The sequence below is a fragment of the Gaetbulibacter saemankumensis DSM 17032 genome (assembly GCF_000425645.1).
GTDB lineage: Bacteria > Bacteroidota > Bacteroidia > Flavobacteriales > Flavobacteriaceae > Gaetbulibacter > Gaetbulibacter saemankumensis.
The window spans coordinates 38,938-58,786 of sequence record NZ_AUDV01000006.1 but is presented as its reverse complement, the minus strand read 5'-3'; the positions used below and the strand labels follow the sequence as shown (position 1 = coordinate 58,786).

The following is a 19,849-nucleotide window of genomic DNA, read 5'->3' as shown; positions in this document are numbered from 1 at the left end:
TTTAGTCTTTTAAATTACATGATTTTTTATTTAAGATAATATAGAGTATTTTTGCACAAATAATACAGATGTACAAATTACTACTTCGCCCTTTATTTTTTAAGTTCGATCCCGAAAGCATTCATCATTTTACTTTTTCACTTATTAAGAATCTTTCAAAAGTCCCAGGTGTAAAGTTTATTTTTAGAAGTTTATATGTTGTTAACGACAAACGCTTAGAACGTAAGTTGTTTGGGCTAACCTTTAAAAATCCTGTAGGATTGGCAGCAGGGTTTGATAAAAACGCAGTGTTATATAATGAACTGGCTAATTTCGGGTTTGGATTTATCGAAATTGGTACGGTAACGCCCAAAGGACAACCTGGAAATCCTAAAAAGCGTTTATTTCGTTTAAAGTCTGATCAAGGGATTATTAACCGTATGGGGTTTAATAATGAAGGCTTAGAAGCTGCTATTATGCAGTTGAAAAAGAATAAAGGCCAGTTAATTATAGGTGGTAATATTGGTAAAAACACGTCTACAAAACCTGAAGGATATACTCAGGATTATTTAGAGTGTTTTAATGCTCTTCATCCTTATGTTGATTATTTTGTTTTAAATGTAAGCTGTCCTAATGTGGGTAGTCACGCCAAATTAAATGATAAGGATTATTTAGAAGAGCTAATAGGCGCGGTACAGGAAGCTAATAAAGCCTTCGATAAGCAGAAACCCATTTTGTTAAAAATAGCACCAGATTTAAATAATATTCAACTAGATGAAATTGTTGATTTGGTTAATGAAACTAAGCTGGATGGCGTAATCGCAAGTAACACCTCCACCGATAGAAGTGGATTGAAAGCTTCTGATGCTCAATTAGAGGAGATTGGAAATGGAGGGCTAAGTGGACAACCTATTAAGGCTAAGAGTACCGGAGTTATAAAATATTTATCCGAAAAGAGTAACAAGTCGTTTCCAATTATTGGGGTAGGCGGTATTCATTCTGCCGAAGATGCATTAGAGAAACTTAACGCAGGTGCCGATTTACTTCAAATTTATACCGGTTTTATCTATGAAGGACCGGGATTGGTGAAGTCTATTAATAAGGCCATACTCGACGCCAGTTAGTTAACAACTAATTTCTGAGTTTGTTGTTTTCCACTACCTGAAATTAATCGTACTAGATATATACCTGTTGAAAGTGCAGAAAGATCTATGGTCTGGTAAGGTTGTTTTTTAGTTTTGAAGGTTATTTTTTCTACTTGATTACCAATAACATCGAAAAGTTCAAGAGACGAAACTTGTTCATTATTTGTATTTAAAATATTTACAATGCCCTGTGTTGGATTGGGGAATATTTTAAAAGAAGGAGCGTCATTTGATTTGGTACTTAGTGTTGAACCATTATAAGTGAAGGTAATCGTGCCCATTTTGTAGTCATTAATAGGGTAATCTTTAATTTTCGTAATTTCTATTGGCGGATCACTTGCCAGGTTATTCGAGGTGTAGTCCGTGCCATCATCAGTGCCAGCGTCGTATGCAAAAACATCCTTGGTATAAGTCTCTTTCCATCCATTATTGATGTTATTGTTTTCGGAACGTAGATTTTCGCTATTAATTCCTATAAACCAATCAGGACTGGGAGCAATCATCGATACTAAAGTTAGTGACGGGTATTCTTCAGATACCTGTAAGTTTTCTATAGTAAAAGTAGCCAGAGCTCCAGTTTTTCCTTCTACATTTATATAGGCATTAGCTTTATTGTTTGCAATGGCCGAATTCACTTCATTATTAAATGCGGTATTACTACCTAATTCAGCAACATTTTTAATTCCTAAAGTTGCAAGTTGTCCTATGTTAAAAAAAGTATGCGTGTTTTTATGTGTAGCTCCGACTAAAGCTGACCAGTGGGCGTTAGGAGGGATGGAAGAATGGTCGGTGGCGTTCCAGGTAGTTGATAAAGAAATCGTATAACTTGCACTGCTTTGTGCATAAATAGTTGCTCCAATAAATACTATGAAGAAGAATGAATAATAGCCTATAAATATCGTAGATTTAAGTATCACCCCCTGATTTTTAATAATAGTCGACCTTTAAAGATATTGCTTACAGAACACTATTTTTAAGATTGAACAAAGTACTGCGTATTAATACAGAGTAAATATTTGATTTCATAAAATAATAGTATTTTTACATCCGCATATTTACAATTATAAATGTCGAATCCTATTAAGATTATCGAATGTCCTCGTGACGCTATGCAAGGCATTCGTGAATTCATACCAACTGAGAAAAAGGTACAGTACATACAATCTTTATTGCGTGTAGGTTTTGATACTATTGATTTTGGTAGTTTTGTATCACCTAAGGCTATCCCGCAAATGGTTGATACGGCTGAGGTTTTATCGCGTTTGGATTTAAGTACAACTACGAGTAAATTATTGGCGATTATAGCCAATACACGAGGGGCAGAGGAGGCTTCTAAACATAGTGCCATAGATTATTTAGGATACCCTTTTTCAATTTCTGAAAACTTTCAGATGCGTAATACCCATAAGACCATTGCACAATCTATTGTTACACTTCAGGAAATTTTAAATATTGCAGATCGGGTGAATAAGGAAGTCGTGGTTTATATTTCTATGGGATTTGGAAACCCTTATGGAGATCCATGGAATGTGGAGATTGTTGCAGATTGGACTGAACGTTTAAGTCAGATGGGTGTTCGAATATTATCTTTAAGTGATACGGTTGGAAGCTCTAATTCTGAAACTATCGACTATTTATTTTCGAATTTAATCCCAAAATACAAGTACATAGAATTTGGAGCGCACTTGCATACTACTCCAGATTCCTGGTTTGAGAAAGTAGATGCAGCTTTTATGGCGGGGTGTACAAGATTTGATGGCGCTATTCAAGGCTTTGGTGGGTGTCCCATGGCGAAAAATGAACTTACCGGCAATATGCCCACGGAAAAATTATTATCCTATTTTACCTCTAAAAAGTGTAATAATTTAAATGCTTTAAGTTTTGAAAGTGCTCATAACGAGGCTTCTAAAATATTTAAGTTTTACCATTAGAAATAAGGTCTTTTTTAGTGGCTAATATGACGAAATTGTTAATTATTTAATTTTATTTAAATTTAATCTAAATAAAATTTGCTCAACTCATTTAGTGTTTTACTTTTGCAGCGTAAAACAATTTATTATTTATATTAAGTCTAAATAAAATCAATTAACAAGCAAAAATGAGAAAACTAACCTTACTTTTTTTATTCTTAGGATCATTAGCTGTGAGTGCACAAACCTTACAAGATTCTATTACCTTCGATCCTCAACAACAAATTAATGCAGCCCAACGATTATTATCTGGGAATTATGGTAAAGCTATTACCGTAGGTGGTTATGGGGAGATGACTTATAATCAACCAGAAGCTCAAAACGGAGAATTAGATGTACAACGTTTGGTGTTATTATTCGGTTATAAGTTTAACGATAAAACACAGTTTATAACAGAAGTAGAATTTGAGCATGTTCAAGAAGTATATATTGAACAAGCTTTCGTAAATTATGCAGTCGCTTCGAATGTGAGTTTACGTGGTGGTTTAATGTTGGTTCCAATGGGTATAGTTAACGAATTTCACGAGCCTACAACTTTTAATGGTGTAGAAAGACCAGCTACCGATAACGTTATTGTTCCAACAACTTGGCGTGAATTAGGAGTTGGTGTAACTGGACGTTTTAATGAATTATCTTTAGGGTATCAGGCCTATGTATTTAATGGGTTTAAATCTGCAGAATTAGATGGTGAAGGCGGAATTAATGGTTATTTGAAAGGATCGAATGGATTACGTGGCGGTCGTCAAAAAGGTATACAGTCTACCATTAATAGTCCGACATTTTCAGCTAAATTAGATTATTACGGTATTCCGGGATTACGTTTAGGTCTTTCAGGATATTTTGGAGATACACAAGCTGAAGATGGAGCCGATGATTTGGATGGTTCTATGGTAGGAGTTTCTATGGTGGGGGTTGATGCTCGTTACGCCTATCAACGTTTCACGGCCCGTGGTCAGTACATTCATGCTTCTTTATCAGGAACCGAGGCATATAACAATGCTACAGGTAGAGATTTGGGTAGTGCTTTACAAGGCTGGTATGCAGAGGCTGCCTATAATTTATTGCCACAAACAAAACAACAACGTTTATTTGCATTTGCAAGGTATGAAGCGTATGATACGCACGCTAACACCGCCGGAAGTGTAGTGAGAAATGATGCGTACAATCGTACCGATATTACCACAGGTTTAAGTTATCACATTGCCCCAGGTGTAGTTTTAAAAGGAGATTATCAGTTTAGAGATAATGCCCTTGAAGGTAATGATGTAGCAAACAGACTTAACTTCGGTATTGGGGTTTGGTTCTAATTTAAAATCAGACCAGTCTAATAGAAGATTATTATCGTTATAATAATGTCGATTGATGTTAATTTATAAAGCAATTATCCTTAGAATAATATTCTGGGGATAATTGTTTTTATTCATTTGATGAAGAAAATAAGCTTTATAAAACTAGCTTTGGTATCGTACTTGTAATAAATATAAAAAGCAATACTTTTGTAGAATGAAAACAAACCATGTAATATTATTAGTTTTTAGTATGTTTTTAATGGCATTCGGATTGCCAAATAATATTCAGAAAAAAATAGATAAGGAAATTACCAAAACTTTCGAGATTGAAGATTTCAGTTTTACCGAATTTAAAATTCCTAATGCTATAGCTAGCAAGGTAAAATCGAAATTTAATAATGATAATTTATTTAAAATTGAAGTAGAAAATAAGCTTGTAGGATATGCCTATGTGTCTCAGGCGCCAAGTAAAACAGCTTTATTCGATTATCTGGTACTTTTAGATACCGATTTAGTAGTTAAAAAATCGAAGGTATTAGTTTATAGAGAAGAATATGGTGGAGAAATAGGTAGTGCTCGCTGGCTAAAACAATTTATAGGTAAAAACCAGGATGATTCCTTAAAGTATGGTGAGAATATCATGGCTATCTCTGGAGCTACCATATCTGTAAGGTCGATGACTAATGCCATGAATGATTTACTACAGTCTTTAAAAGTACTCCATTCAAATAATATAATATAGATGCAATTAAACGGATTAATATATACGCTCCCAAAGGAAATTAAATTATTAATTGGAGCGTTTTTAATTGTTTTGTCGGTTGGTTTTTTTACCGGTCTTTTATTTGTTGAAGAAACATCATCTGCTAACCCTAATGGTATTGAAGAACAATATTTGGGAAATGAGAATGATGAAAATGCCGAGGTGATGCATTTTAAAAAAAGCCCTCAGGAAATGCTTACTTTAGTGCATAACCATATATTGTCTATGTCTATTATTTTCTTTCTTGTTGGAGTATTAGTTTCTCTAACCAAGCTAAATCGTAGATTAAAACTATTCCTTATGATAGAACCTTTAACATCGGTTATTCTCACTTTTGGTGGGTTGTATTTTTTATGGAGCGGTATGCTCTGGATGAAATATATTGTTATGTTATCTGGAATTTTAATGGTTTTAAGTTATTCATTATCAGTAATTGTTGTCTTTACACAGCTTTTGAAAAAAAGTTAATTTCAATTTTAACATTTCTTTAGTAAACTATTCATGAATTAATGAGTCTTAAGAACGCATAAAAGCGAATTAAACGACCAGCCTTTCATGAAAATATTTATTTCTTTATTTTTCCTTTTTTTAGTTTCAAGTTTATCTGCCCAAAAATTTACTTTAGAGGGGTATGTAAAGGATAAAGATGCCATAACTCTTGAAGGAGCAACGGTATATCTTCAAAGTATAAAAGACAGTGTGCCTATGGCTTACGGAATTACCAATAAGGAAGGCCAGTTTTCTATTCAAGTCAATACCGACAAAGATGCTAAGGCAATTTTTAATATTGCCTATTTGGGGTATAAACCCTATCGTAAAACTATAAATGTGCCGGAGGGGAAATTATTAGACTTAGGAAATATAACTTTAGAAGATCAGGTCGAGCAATTAAATGTAGTTTCTGTAATTGGTAAAGCACCACCAGTTGTAATAAAAAAAGATACAGTTGAATATAATGCCAATAGTTTTAAAACAATGCCCAATGATAAGGCTGAAGATTTGCTTAAAAAACTTCCAGGAATAGAGATCGATATGGATGGAGGCATTACCTTTAATGGTGTAGATGTTGAAGCGATAAATGTTGATGGCATGCAATTTTTTGGTGAAAAGAACGGCAATATTGCGCTTAAAAATATTCCTAGTAATGCTATTAGTAAAGTTCAGGTAACCGATTATAAAACCCAAATGCAAAAATTTACCGGTGAGGAGTCTGATTCTGGTACCAAAGAAATTAATTTGAAAATTAAGAAGGGAAAAAACCGTGCTTATTTTGGGGACGTTAATCTGGGGTATGGAACAGATGAAAAGTATCAGGGCAATGCAAATTTGTTTCAGTTGGTCGATGGGAAACAACTTGGGGTTATTGCGGGGACCAATAATATAAATATGTCACGTGGATTTAATGCACTCCCTGATGCCGAGTCTAGCGTTGGGTATATAGAATCCGACTTTGTGGGAGCGAATTTTTCAAAAGGTAAATGGAATGAAACTCGTGTTAATGCCAATTACACTTACAGTGCACAAAATAACGATACAGAGCAACGTAGCACAACGGAGAACTTTTTACCAAATTTTAATTATATAACGAAGGCTAACAATAAAGGATTTAACGATTCAGATAAACACAGAGCTGGATCCGATTTGAAATTTATAATTAAGCCTGAAAATAAACAATCTAATAGTTGGCTACAACTTTCAAACGAAACCAATTTTGATGCCTCTAATAATACCTCTTATTCTACGAGAAATAGTACCTCCGAATATTCAAATGGCGATTTGGTAAGTGAATATGTTTCAGAAAATGAATCGAATAATTCTAGTTATAATTTTAATAATGAATTTAGAGTTACTGGCCGCTTGCCTCAAAGAGGAGGTTTTGCAACTGCTGGCATTACAACAAATTTCGATAAATCTGATGGTGATTCTTATCGTTACTCTAAAAATGAAATTGTTAAGGATAATCGGGTAGTCGTTCAAGATCAAATATCCACATCAAATAATATGGGCTCCCGAATAGGATTTAATGCCCGATTACATAAACCTATATTTACAAATTTTACGCTTATACCTCGTTACGACGTTTATATAGATACACGAAATAATGAAAATCTATATTACGATTTGGATGAAAATACGGATTTATATGAGGATTTCAATGAGCAAATTAGTTCTGATAGTAAATATATATCAACAACCGTTAGGCCATCATTAAGGTTACGATATGAATATAAAGATTTTCGATTTGAAGTTGAAGGTGCTTATGTGAATACTTTTAGAAAATATGATGATAATATCATTCAGGAACGGGATTTTAAAAATGCTTTCGAATATGTTAATTATTCAGGTCGTATTCGCTATCGTGATCCTAATGGCTATAAAAACATCTCTTTAGATTATAGGCAAAATGTAAACTTACCTTCCGTAACTCAGTTACAACCGGTCGAAGATGTTAGTAATATTACACATATTAAAGTCGGTAATCCATTTTTGCAACCAGAAATTAATCATGGTTTCGATTTTAGATATCAAAATAATTTAGCGTTTCATAACATAAATATTGGAGGTAGAGCAAATGTGTCTATTATAAAGGATAAAATAATCAGCTCTACCATTACCGATGAAGATTTGATCCGTTACACGACTTACGAAAATATTAATGGGAATTATAATCTTTCGGGAAATGCGTCAGTTTCCAAATCATATTTTTCTAAAAACTCTAATTTCAATCTTAGTTTAAGAATTTCGGGAAATTATGCTAATAATAATTCCATTCAAAATGCTATTGAATTTAATACTCAAACCAGTAGATTAACACCAACGGGTTCAGTACAATATTCATACGATAAGAAAATAGAGGTATCAGCGTCTTATAGTTATTCCATGGTGAATACCAATTACAACACTGAGATGTTTAATGATAATGATTATTTTATTCAGAATTTACGATTTGATTCTTCTGTATTCTTTCTAAAAGATTTCTTTTTATCAAATAAAGTTTCCTATAGATACAATAGTCGTGTCGGGGATGATTTTGATGGGGCGGCGATTTTTTGGAATGCAGGTCTGGGAGTACAATTATGGGATAATAAAGCCACGTTAACGGCGGTTGGCTACGATATTTTAGGTTTGAATAACGGGTTTAATCGATCGGTTACAGAAACCTTAATTCGTGATGTTGAGAATAAAATTCTTGAGCAGTATTTCATGCTAACCTTTGTATATAAGTTTGGCCAGTTTGCAGGGCAAAATATAAATTCCGGAGACCGTGGTTTTAGAGGACGCGGTTCTGGTGGTAGAGGCCGTAGAAGGTAAAACTTTATGAAATGTTAAATGTCATTTATATTGATTAATTGTTGTATATTTGCACGCAATTATAACGTAATTGCATCATGATCGCACATCAAAATAAAATTGTAGGAGAGGGTTTAACCTACGACGACGTCCTGTTAGTTCCCGCATTTTCAGAAGTTCTTCCACGCGAAGTTAATATTCAAACTAAATTTACTCGTAATATTACTATTAATGTTCCCATTATTTCGGCGGCAATGGATACAGTTACCGAAAGTAAAATGGCCATTGCTATGGCTCAGGAAGGTGGAATTGGTGTGTTACATAAGAACATGACAATCGAAGCACAGGCATTAAAAGTTAGACGAGTAAAACGTGCCGAAAGTGGTATGATTTTAGATCCTGTAACATTACCTTTAACAGCAACTGTTTTAGATGCGAAGCAAAGTATGGCAGAGCATAGTATTGGAGGTATTCCAATTGTTGCAGAAGATGGTACATTAAAAGGTATTGTTACCAATCGTGATTTACGTTTCGAACATGATAAAAATCGTCCTATTGTTGAAGTGATGACTGGTGAAAACCTAGTAACAGCTTCAGTAGGAACGTCATTAAAAGATGCTGAAATTATTCTTCAGCAACATAAAATTGAGAAACTACTTATTGTAGATGACAATTATAAACTTTCAGGGTTAATTACATTTAGAGATATTACAAAACTTAGCCAAAAGCCAATCGCTAATAAAGATGAATTTGGGCGTTTACGTGTGGCTGCTGCCTTAGGTGTAACTGCTGATGCCGTTGAAAGAGCTGAAGCTTTAGTAAACGCAGGAGTTGATGCCGTGGTTATAGATACAGCTCATGGTCATACCAGAGGTGTGGTAAATGTATTAAAAGCAGTAAAAGCTAAGTTTCCTGATTTAGACGTAATTGTTGGAAATATTGCAACTGGTGAAGCGGCTAAATATTTAGTGGAAGCTGGAGCCGATGCTGTTAAAGTTGGAATTGGCCCGGGGTCTATCTGTACTACGCGTGTTGTTGCTGGTGTTGGTTTTCCTCAATTCTCTGCAGTTTTAGAAGTGTCTGCTGCTATAAAAGGATCAGGAGTACCTGTAATTGCTGATGGGGGTATACGCTACACAGGAGATATTCCAAAGGCTATCGCCGCTGGTGCTGATTCTGTCATGTTAGGATCTTTATTAGCAGGAACCAAAGAATCTCCTGGAGAAACTATCATTTACGAAGGACGTAAATTTAAGTCTTATCGTGGTATGGGATCTGTTGAAGCCATGAAAGAAGGTAGTAAAGATCGTTATTTCCAAGATGTAGAAGACGACATTAAAAAATTAGTACCTGAAGGAATTGTAGGGCGTGTACCTTATAAAGGTGATTTATATGAAAGTATTCATCAGTTTATAGGTGGTTTACGTGCAGGTATGGGATATTGTGGTGCTAAGGATGTTGAAACATTAAAAGAAACCGGGCGATTTGTTAAAATTACAGCTAGTGGCATTAATGAAAGTCACCCACACGATGTTGCTATAACAAAAGAATCACCGAATTATTCCAGGTAATTCATTAAAAATAATAAATAGTAAAAGCTCGGATGCCTATGTGTCCGGGCTTTTTTTATGGTGCATAAACCTGTCCTCGATGTGGTTTCAGAGCATCTCGTAAAGGTTTCATGTTGGCTTCATCCACCACTATATAGGCAATGGAATGCATTTCAGAAAGGTGCTCTATGCCTGTTATTGGAATATTTAGCTTTTCTATTTCTATGTACTCTTTTAAATGAATGAGATGATGTTCTGCCGTCTTACTAGCTTGAGGTCCTCTGAAATCCCAAATTAATTTTAATTTACGCATGGTAATTATCCCTGTTTTTAAGCGATCGAAAGGTAATTATTTATAAAATAAATACGTAATAATATTTCTTTTTTACCGTTCAATATTCCAACTTGTTTAATAGCTTTATATTAGTATTTTTGTAGCTATCGTATAATTTTATAAGTATGGATTTTAAATATTTATTGTTTGCTTTATTTCTGGCTTTTTCTTTAAAAATAGAAGCTCAATCAGAAAATAAGGAAATACTTTTTAGTGTCGACGGAGAGCCTGTTTATGTCTCGGAATTTATTAGAGTTTATAACAAAAACCTCGATTTAGTACAAGATGAAAATCAAAAAGATGTCGATGAGTATTTAACTTTATTTACAAACTATAAATTGAAGATTAAAGAAGCTCGTGCTTTAGGATTGGATAAAAAACCATCGTATAACCGGGAATTGACTAATTATAGAAAGCAATTAGCCAATAACTATATAACCGATACCAAAGTAACGGATGCCTTGATAGAAGAAGCTTACGAACGTGTGTCTTATGATGTAAAAGCATCACATATTCTTGTAAAAGTTGGTGCAAATGCAAGTCCTGAAGATTCTTTAGCGGCTTACAATTCAATAGTTAAATTACGTAATCGGGCATTAACAGAAGGCTTTGATGTGGTTAGAAAAGAAGTTCATAATGGACAAACCATTTATGGCGAGGATTTAGGCTGGTTTTCCGGATTTAAAATGGTTTATAAGTTTGAATGTGCGGCCTACAACACATCCGTAGGAGACGTTTCTCAGCCGTTTCGTACGCAGTTTGGGTACCATATAGTCAATGTCATAGATAAACGTAAGTCAAGAGGCGAGGTGACCGTGGCTCATATCATGATAGCGAATAAATTGGGTAATGATGCTTCTGAAAATCCTGAAGAACGCATTCAAAATATTTATCAAAAATTAAATCAGGGTGATCATTTTGAAACACTGGCAAAGCAGTTTTCAGACGATAAGAATTCGGCTGCTAAGGGTGGTAAATTAACGCCTTTTTCAAGTGGTCAATTAAATTCGGTAGCTTTTGAAGATGTGGCTTTCGGACTGGAAAATGTTGGTGATATTTCTGAACCTTTCCAGACCAATTATGGCTGGCATATTGTAAAATTAATTAATAAAAAGCCTGTGCCACCATTTACAGATTTAAAACCTTCGTTGGAGCAACAAGTTAAACGTGATGCGCGATCTAAACTTATCGATGATGCTTTACATCAGAAATTAAGAAACAAGTATCAGGTGGGTAACAAACAGCCGGCGTTAGATTATTTTGCTGAATTACTAGATGACAGCTATTTTACAAGATCATGGAAATTACCTCCTACATTCGAAGCTGATGCATCGTTAGTTAAAATAGGTGAAGAGCAGCTTTATTTTAGAGATTTTGGAGCATTTTTAGAACGAAATCAACATAATATCAATTCAAAAGAAAGCTTTAATACAATTGTTTCTAAGGCCTATAATGAATTTATAAATTCTAATTTGGTACGCTATCAGGAAGAACACTTAGAAAATGAAAATGAAGATTTTGCCTTTATCGTTTCAGAATACCGTGACGGATTATTATTATTCGATTTAATGGAGACTACCATTTGGAATGTGGCTCAAACAGATTCCTTAGCACTTAAGGATTATTATGAGTCGCATAAGGAAAATTATGTGTTTCCGGAACGTATTGATGCCGTGGTGGCTTCTTCAGAAAATCAAAAAGCACTGAAAAAGGTGGCTAAATTATCGGAACAAGGTTTACCTTTGGAAGAAATAAAGTCGCTTGTAAACAGTAACGATAAAATAGATGTACTTTTTACTGTGGGCATAATGAGTGCGGAACATCAGGCTTTACCAGAAGGTTTTGAGTTTAAGAAAGGTGTTTCAAAGATTTACAAACACCATGGTGCTTATGTGATAGCATCAGTAAAAGAAGTATTGCCTTCTAAACAAAAGACTTTCGACGACGCTAAGGGAGCCGTTATTGTAGATTATCAGAATGATAAAGAACAAAAATGGTTGGCCGAACTAAGCGAAAAATATAAAGTGGAAATTAACGAAGCGAGTTTAAACAAGATTAAATCGCAGCTAAATAAATAGGTAGTGCAGTTGAGAGTTGGAATAGTTGTTTTATTGGTGTTTTGCACGTCATGCCATTTTTTTAAAAAGGATGTAGATCGAAAACCTATAGCACGTGTTAATGATACCTATCTATATTTTGATGAGGTAAAAGGGTTGTTAACACAGAGCTTATCTTCTGAAGATAGTACGCTTTTAGTTCAGAATTATATTGAGAATTGGGCCAAAGAACAGTTGTTTGTACAAGGGGCTAAGTTAAATTTAAGCGAAAAAGAACAACAGGATTTTGATAAGTTGGTTCAGCAATATAAAAACGATTTATATTCAAAATCCTATATTGAAGCTTTGGTAAGCCGAAGTGTAAATACCGATGTGTCTATCGAAGAAGCTCAAGAGTATTATGAAGCTAACAAGGATGTTTTTAAACTTAATGAAGAACTTATTAAATTTCGATACATTAACGTGAGCGAAAAAATATTGGATTTTAATGAAATTGAAAAAAAGTTTAAGCGCTTTAATGAAGCAGATAAGCGTGAGTTAGATTCTATTGCCATTCAATTTAAATCCTATTCTCTAAACGACTCTATCTGGATACGGTTAAGTCAAGCGGTTGATAAAATTCCGGTGATAACTGCTGAAAACAAAGGGGAACTGTTAAAAAAAACCAATTTTATTGAGCTCAAAGATTCATTAGGAGTATATTTGATGAAAATTAATGATGTTTTGTTGCGTAACGATACGGCCCCTTTAGAGTATGTAAAACCCACTATAGACCAGATTGTTATTAATAAACGAAAGCTGGAACTCATTAGAGAATTAGAAAAAGATATCATAAAAGATGCAATTAAAAACAAACAATTTGAAACTTTTAAATAATTTGAAACACACATTTTTATTAGGAATTGCACTTTTCAGTGTACATATTATTTCGGCTCAGGAAGTAATAAAAGAAGAAGAGGAAACAGTAGCCGTAGAGAAGCCTGTAGAAACTTCGGTACAAAATATAAAGAAGGTCGATGGTGTGGCTGCTGTAGTTGGTGATTATATCATTTTGGAGTCTGATGTCGATAAATCTTATTTACAACTGCAGGCACAGGGTGTAAACACCAAAGACATTAAACGTTGTGAGTTGTTTGGTAAGTTGCTAGAAGATAAATTATATGCGCATGCTGCGATTCAAGATAGTATTGTGGTTTCTGATGCTGAAATTCGTCAGAATGTAGATTATCAAATTCAGCAGTTTTTACAACAAACCAATGGTTCGATGGAGCGTTTATTAGAATTCTACAAAAAGGATGATGAGGCGAGCTTTAGAGAGGAAATGTTCGAAATAAATAAAGCGAACCAGTTGGCACAGAAGATGCAAGCTAAGATTATAGAAGAAGTAGAAATTACGCCTGAAGAGGTGCGTCAGTTTTTTGATAAAATCCCAAAAGAGCAACGACCAACCTTTGGTACAGAGTTAAAAGTAGCTCAAATTGTAGCAGAGCCTAAGGTTTCTGATGAAGAGCGTCAGCGAGTTATTAACCGCTTAAAAGAATTTAAGGCAGATATTATTGAGAATGGCGCAAGTTTCCGTTCTAAAGCTGTATTGTATTCCGAAGATCCAGGATCAGCAAGTAAAGGAGGGAAATATACCTTAAATAGAAAACAACCAAGAATGGTTAAAGAATTCAGACAGGTAGCTTTTGCATTACAGGAAGGCGAAATTTCAGAACCATTTAAAACCGATTTTGGATATCATATTATTTATTGCGAAAAAATTCGTGGACAAGAATACGATATAGCTCATATATTATTAACGCCTAAGGTGTCGGTTGAAGCTATAAATGAAGCAAAAGAGCGTTTAGAGAAAGTTAGAGAGCGTATTGTAGCAGGGGAGATTTCATTTGCGGATGCGGCTAGAGAAGCGAGTGATGAAAAAGAAACCAGAGCTGAAGGAGGCCAGTTAATTAATCCCCAAACACAGGATTATAATTTTGAATTAACCAGAATGGATCCAGAATTGTATGCTCAGATTCAAAATTTAAAAGATAATGAAGTTAGTTTGGTACTACGAGAGCAAGATAGAACAGGTAATACCAAGTATAAAATTTTAATGGTTACTGATAGAGTCGATGAGCATGAAGCAGATTATGCACGTGATTATTTAAAGATTAAAGAATTGGCTTTAGATGAAAAGAAGATAAATACCATTGCTAAGTGGCAGGAAGATAAAATTAAGGATACCTATATAAAAATTAGTGGTGATTATAGAGATTGTGATTTTTCTAATAACTGGTTAAAAAAATAAGTGTATGTCAGACGTTGCTGCAATCGAAAAGTTTGTAAAAAAATATAAAGACTTAAAAAACGAAATAGCCAGAATTATTGTTGGTCAGGATGCAGTAATCGATCAAATACTTATTTCCATTTTTTCGGGAGGCCATTCCTTATTAATAGGGGTGCCAGGTTTAGCTAAAACTTTAATGGTAAACACCATTGCGCAGGCCCTTGGTCTGGATTTTAAACGCATTCAGTTTACGCCCGATTTAATGCCTAGCGATATTTTAGGGAGTGAAATATTAGATGAAGACAGACACTTTAAATTTATTAAAGGCCCGATTTTTTCCAATATTATTTTAGCCGATGAAATAAATCGTACCCCTCCTAAAACACAGGCTGCGTTATTAGAAGCTATGCAGGAGCGTGCGGTTACAGTAGCGGGACATCATTATAAATTGGACTTACCATATTTTGTATTAGCAACACAAAATCCAATTGAACAGGAAGGAACTTATCCTTTGCCTGAAGCACAACTTGACCGATTTATGTTTGCTATTAATCTGGATTATCCCTCATTTCAGGAAGAAGTGGAGGTGGTAAAAGCAACAACATCGGATGTATCTAAAAAGGTTAATCCGTTATTTTCTGCGAAAGAAATTGTAGATTTTCAACATTTAATAAGACGCATACCTGTTGCCGATAATGTCATAGAATATGCTGTGTCAATGGTTAGTAAGACAAGACCAAATGGAGACACTACTGCAGATTTGGTTAAAACCTATATCGATTGGGGAGCAGGACCTAGAGCGTCTCAGAATTTAATATTAGCGGCGAAAACGCATGCAGCTATTCATGGTAAGTTTTCTCCAGATGCCGAAGATGTTCAGGCAGTTGCTTACAGTATTTTAAGACACCGAATAATAAAAAATTATAAAGCTGAAGCAGAAGGTGTTACCGAAGACCAGATTATAAAGAGTTTATTTTAATTCTAAAAAAATATCTATTTCAATAGATTATAAGCATAGGAATTTTGGATTAGATGCTATTAGGGCATTGGCGATTCTATTAGTGCTTTTATCACATGCTACTTTGCTGGTGTTTCCAAAAGAAAATAATCTTGTTCTCACCGGGATTCGATTTTTGGGAACCGTTGGAGTTGATTTGTTTTTTGTGCTCAGTGGTTTTCTTATAGGAAGCATTATTTTAAAACAATTAAAATTAGGTAAAACTCGTTTTAAAGATTTTATGTATTTCTGGATAAGACGGTGGTTTAGAACCTTGCCGAATTATTTTTTGGTCCTTATTTTAAATGTTATTTTGTTTTATTTGTTTTCAGGTGAAATAATTGAAGGTCTAAAGCTTTATTTTCTGTTTCTACAAAATTTTTGGACTCCTCAACCTGACTTCTACACGGAATCCTGGAGTTTGTCAATCGAAGAGTACGCTTATATTATTGGTCCTTTGCTAATGTTTTTAAGTATTCTTATTGCTAAAAAGGCATCTAAGACAAAATTGTTTTTAATTAGTTCTCTTCTTGTTATAATAATATCAGTCTTATTGCGGTATCAGTTCCATTTGAGTCATTCTATCGATTCTGTTGAAACGTGGAGTAAATCATTAAGAAAGATTGTCATTTACCGAATGGATAGTATTTATTATGGATTTATATTTGTTTATATTATGAATATTAAGGAAGCTGTATTTAGACAGTTTAATAAGGTGTTTTTCTGGACTGGGATATTACTTTTTCTAGGGGTGCATTTATTAATATTTTCAACAAATATGACTCCTGTAAATTCCAGGTTGTTTTTCAATGTTATTTATTTGCCTTTACTATCTCTAAATTTACTGTTGTTTTTCCCTTATGCAATAACAATTACTACTAATAAACAGGTAGAAAAATTAGTGACTGAATTAAGTGTTCTTTCGTATGCGATGTACCTTTTAAATTATTCGGTTGTTTTATTAAGTATTAAGTATTTTATGGGATTTTGTAGTGATTCAATTTTGATTAGAATAATGGCGTTACTTATTTATTGCTTATTAACAGTGTATTTAAGTAAAGGATTATATCGGTATTTTGAAAAGCCAATGACCAATTTAAGGGATAAATCATTTTTCAAAGCAAAATTTAGTTGAATTTAGTTGTCAAATCATGATTTTTTTATTGTATTTCTTTGGAAAACTTTAAGCTAAATAACATAATTATAGTACAATAGTAATTTAATATTATGTCCTGAGCTAATCATTATTTTATTTTTAAATCTTTGCTTTAATTCAGTACTTTTGCTAGGCTGAAAAAACTATATAAGCGGCTTTTAGGAATAATTACCAATTCTGTAATCGATTAATAACAAAATAGAATTGGTGTGTTCAAGAAGCCTATAAAAAATGAAATGACTTTTAATATGAATATTTACAACGATTACATCAAGGAAATCGAAGAAAGAAAAGCGCAAGGTTTACACCCTAAGCCTATTGAAGATGCCGAATTAATATCGGAAATCATTAATCAAATTAAAGATTTAGAAAATGCTCACAGAGAAGATTCTCTTAAATTCTTTATCTATAATGTGGTTCCAGGAACAACTGGCGCTGCTGGTATTAAGGCGAAATTTTTAAAAGATATTATCATTGGTAATGCTGTAGTTGCAGAAATAACCCCAACATTTGCTTTCGAATTATTATCGCATATGAAAGGAGGGCCTTCTGTTGAAGTGCTTTTAGATTTAGCTTTAAGTAATGATGAATCTGTTGCTAAGCAGGCAGCGGAAGTATTAAAAACACAAGTATTTTTATATGATGCTGATACGGCACGTTTAGAAGAAGCATATAAAGCAGGTAACGACATAGCTAAAGAGTTAATTGAAAGCTATGCAAATGCCGAATTCTTTACTAAACTTCCAGAAGTAGAAGAAGAAATTAAAATCGTTACGTTTATTGCTGGGACAGGTGATATTTCTACCGATTTATTGTCTCCAGGTGCCGATGCACACTCTAGATCAGATCGTGAATTACACGGGCAGTGTATCTTCGAACATAATAAAGATATGCAAAATGATCTTTCTGAGTTAAAGACACAACACCCAGATAAGCGTGTTATGTTAATTGCTGAGAAGGGTACCATGGGAGTTGGTTCTTCAAGAATGTCAGGTGTTAATAACGTTGCTTTATGGACTGGTGTTCAGGCAAGCCCATACGTTCCGTTTATTAATATTGCTCCGATTATTGCCGGAACTAACGGTATTTCTCCAATTTTCTTAACGACAGTAGGTGTAACAGGTGGTATTGGTATAGACCTTAAGAATTGGGTGAAGAAACAAGATGCTGAAGGAAATACTATTGTTGATGAAAATGGAGATGCGGTATTAGAGCAAGCATATTCGGTAGAAACTGGTACGGTATTGACCATTAATACAAAAACAAAAAAATTATATAACGGAGACCAAGAGTTAATCGATATATCTGCATCGCTAACTCCACAGAAAATGGAGTTTATTAAAGCTGGTGGTTCTTATGCCGTGGTATTCGGTAAGAAATTGCAAACTTTTGCTGCTAAAGTATTGGGTGTTGAAGCGCCTGTGGTTTATGCGCCTTCAAAAGAAATTTCTGTTGAAGGACAGGGATTAACTGCCGTTGAAAAAATATTTAATAAAAATGCCGTAGGAACAACGCCAGGTAAAACATTGCATGCTGGTTCAGATGTGCGTGTTGAAGTTAATATTGTAGGGTCTCAGGATACTACAGGACTTATGACTTCTCAGGAGTTAGAAGCCATGGCAGCTACAGTAATTTCACCAATTGTTGATGGAGCTTACCAATCCGGTTGTCATACAGCTTCGGTTTGGGATGATAAATCTAAAGCGAATATTCCAAAGTTAATGAAGTTTATGAACGACTTTGGATTAATTACAGCTCGTGATCCTAAAGGAGAGTATCACGCAATGACCGATGTAATTCATAAAGTTCTTAATGATATTACAATCGACGATTGGGCCATTATTATTGGGGGCGATTCTCATACGCGTATGTCAAAAGGAGTTGCTTTTGGAGCAGATTCAGGAACCGTAGCATTAGCTTTAGCAACAGGTGAAGCAACCATGCCAATTCCAGAATCGGTTAAAGTTACTTTCAAAGGTGAAATGAGAAGTTTCATGGACTTCCGTGATGTCGTGCATGCTACGCAACAACAAATGTTAAAGCAGTTTGGTGGTGAAAATGTATTCCAAGGAAGGATTATTGAAGTTCATATTGGTACTTTAACATCCGATCAAGCCTTTACATTTACAGATTGGACGGCAGAAATGAAAGCGAAAGCTTCTATCTGTATTTCAGAAGACGAGACTTTAATTGAATCATTAGAAATTGCTAGAGACCGTATCCAAATCATGATAGGTAAAGGTATGGATAACGAAAAGCAAGTACTTAAAGGATTAGTAGACAAAGCGAATAAGCGTATTCAAGAAATTAAAACTGGAGAAAAACCGGCTTTAAGACCAGATGCCAATGCGAAATACTATGCCGAAGTCGTTATTGATCTAGATGAAATTGCTGAACCAATGATTGCCGATCCGGATGTAAACAACGAAGATGTTTCTAAACGTTATACCCATGATACAATTAGACCATTATCTTTTTACGGAGGTACTAAAAAAGTAGACTTAGGATTTGTTGGTTCTTGTATGGTTCATAAAGGTGATATGAAAATATTAGCTCAAATGTTAAAGAACATCGAAGCGAAACAGGGTAAGGTAGAGTTTAATGCTCCTTTAGTAGTGGCACCTCCAACTTATAATATTGTTGATGAGTTGAAAGTAGAAGGTGACTGGGAAGTGTTACAAAAATACTCAGGGTTTGAGTTTGATGATAATGCACCAAAAGGTTTAGCACGCACAAAATATGAGAATATGTTATACCTTGAGCGTCCAGGATGTAACCTATGTATGGGGAATCAAGAAAAAGCGGAGCCAGGTGATACTGTAATGGCTACGTCTACACGTTTATTCCAAGGGCGTGTTGTAAAGGATTCTGGTGAGAAAAAAGGTGAGTCCTTATTATCTTCAACTCCTGTGGTAGTATTATCTACTATTTTAGGTAGAACACCAACTATGGAAGAATACGAATCAGCAGTAGATGGTATTGTTTTAACAAGATTTAAGCCTTCTCAAAAGCAATTAAATACTGAAGCTGTAGCGCTTTAAAACAT

At 34.4% G+C, this 19,849-nt stretch carries 15 protein-coding genes; 13 read left to right on the top strand and 2 right to left on the bottom strand.

Going from position 1 to position 19,849, the window contains the following annotated elements; all coding sequences use genetic code 11:
• The first annotated feature begins 68 nt into the window (after positions 1–68).
• Entirely contained in the window at positions 69–1,103 is a 1,035-nt protein-coding gene (locus tag H611_RS0102515; RefSeq protein WP_027136867.1) for a quinone-dependent dihydroorotate dehydrogenase, read from the top strand.
• Here H611_RS0102515 and H611_RS0102510 read toward each other — a convergent pair.
• On the bottom strand, positions 1,100–2,041 hold the full coding sequence (locus H611_RS0102510) for a T9SS type A sorting domain-containing protein (RefSeq protein WP_051238694.1): 942 nt from the start codon (positions 2,039–2,041) through the stop codon (positions 1,100–1,102). The two genes, H611_RS0102515 and H611_RS0102510, sit on opposite strands and share 4 nt — an antisense overlap.
• 150 nt (positions 2,042–2,191) lie before the next feature.
• On the opposite strand from H611_RS0102510, the gene H611_RS0102505 reads away from it, so the two are divergent.
• The 6 genes from H611_RS0102505 to guaB all read left to right on the top strand — a co-directional run bounded on the left by H611_RS0102505 (position 2,192) and on the right by guaB (position 10,008).
• The gene (locus tag H611_RS0102505; RefSeq protein ID WP_027136865.1) at positions 2,192–3,055 is read left to right on the top strand and encodes a hydroxymethylglutaryl-CoA lyase; all 864 of its coding nucleotides are present in this window, start codon (positions 2,192–2,194) and stop codon (positions 3,053–3,055) included.
• Positions 3,056–3,222: 167 nt separating this feature from the next.
• Positions 3,223–4,401 (top strand): porin family protein, encoded by a 1,179-nt coding sequence (locus H611_RS0102500; protein ID WP_027136864.1) that lies wholly within the window; start codon positions 3,223–3,225, stop codon positions 4,399–4,401.
• Positions 4,402–4,597: 196 nt separating this feature from the next.
• Positions 4,598–5,125: an FMN-binding protein gene (locus H611_RS0102495; RefSeq protein ID WP_027136863.1), complete on the top strand. Its 528-nt coding sequence runs from the start codon at positions 4,598–4,600 to the stop codon at positions 5,123–5,125.
• On the top strand, positions 5,126–5,614 hold the full coding sequence (locus tag H611_RS0102490; protein WP_027136862.1) for a hypothetical protein: 489 nt from the start codon (positions 5,126–5,128) through the stop codon (positions 5,612–5,614). It abuts the gene before it with no gap.
• Positions 5,615–5,701: 87 nt separating this feature from the next.
• Positions 5,702–8,458, top strand: a complete 2,757-nt coding sequence (locus H611_RS0102485; protein ID WP_027136861.1) for an outer membrane beta-barrel protein — start codon at positions 5,702–5,704, stop codon at positions 8,456–8,458.
• 77 nt (positions 8,459–8,535) lie between these two features.
• Complete coding sequence (gene guaB / locus H611_RS0102480; RefSeq protein WP_027136860.1) at positions 8,536–10,008, top strand: IMP dehydrogenase; 1,473 nt, start codon at positions 8,536–8,538, stop codon at positions 10,006–10,008.
• 55 nt (positions 10,009–10,063) lie between these two features.
• On the opposite strand, the gene H611_RS0102475 is transcribed toward guaB, so the two are convergent.
• Positions 10,064–10,300 (bottom strand): hypothetical protein, encoded by a 237-nt coding sequence (locus H611_RS0102475; protein WP_027136859.1) that lies wholly within the window; start codon positions 10,298–10,300, stop codon positions 10,064–10,066.
• Between the two features lie 146 nt (positions 10,301–10,446).
• On the opposite strand from H611_RS0102475, the gene H611_RS0102470 reads away from it, so the two are divergent.
• The 6 genes from H611_RS0102470 to H611_RS0102445 all read left to right on the top strand — a co-directional run bounded on the left by H611_RS0102470 (position 10,447) and on the right by H611_RS0102445 (position 19,844).
• Positions 10,447–12,399 carry a peptidylprolyl isomerase gene (locus tag H611_RS0102470; RefSeq protein WP_027136858.1) on the top strand — a complete coding sequence of 651 codons (1,953 nt, stop codon included), beginning with the start codon at positions 10,447–10,449 and terminating at the stop codon, positions 12,397–12,399.
• A 3-nt stretch (positions 12,400–12,402) separates the two neighbouring features.
• Complete coding sequence (locus H611_RS0102465; RefSeq protein ID WP_027136857.1) at positions 12,403–13,254, top strand: hypothetical protein; 852 nt, start codon at positions 12,403–12,405, stop codon at positions 13,252–13,254.
• Positions 13,217–14,671, top strand: coding sequence for a peptidylprolyl isomerase (locus tag H611_RS0102460; RefSeq protein ID WP_027136856.1), 1,455 nt, complete (start codon positions 13,217–13,219; stop codon positions 14,669–14,671). The genes H611_RS0102465 and H611_RS0102460 overlap by 38 nt, the downstream gene beginning before the upstream one ends.
• Positions 14,672–14,675: 4 nt before the next feature.
• Positions 14,676–15,629, top strand: a complete 954-nt coding sequence (locus H611_RS0102455) for an AAA family ATPase (RefSeq protein WP_027136855.1) — start codon at positions 14,676–14,678, stop codon at positions 15,627–15,629.
• A 10-nt stretch (positions 15,630–15,639) separates the two neighbouring features.
• Positions 15,640–16,782 (top strand): acyltransferase family protein, encoded by a 1,143-nt coding sequence (locus H611_RS14420; protein ID WP_084158126.1) that lies wholly within the window; start codon positions 15,640–15,642, stop codon positions 16,780–16,782.
• A 269-nt stretch (positions 16,783–17,051) separates the two neighbouring features.
• The gene (locus H611_RS0102445) at positions 17,052–19,844 is read left to right on the top strand and encodes a bifunctional aconitate hydratase 2/2-methylisocitrate dehydratase (RefSeq protein ID WP_027136853.1); all 2,793 of its coding nucleotides are present in this window, start codon (positions 17,052–17,054) and stop codon (positions 19,842–19,844) included.
• The last annotated feature ends 5 nt before the right edge of the window (positions 19,845–19,849 follow it).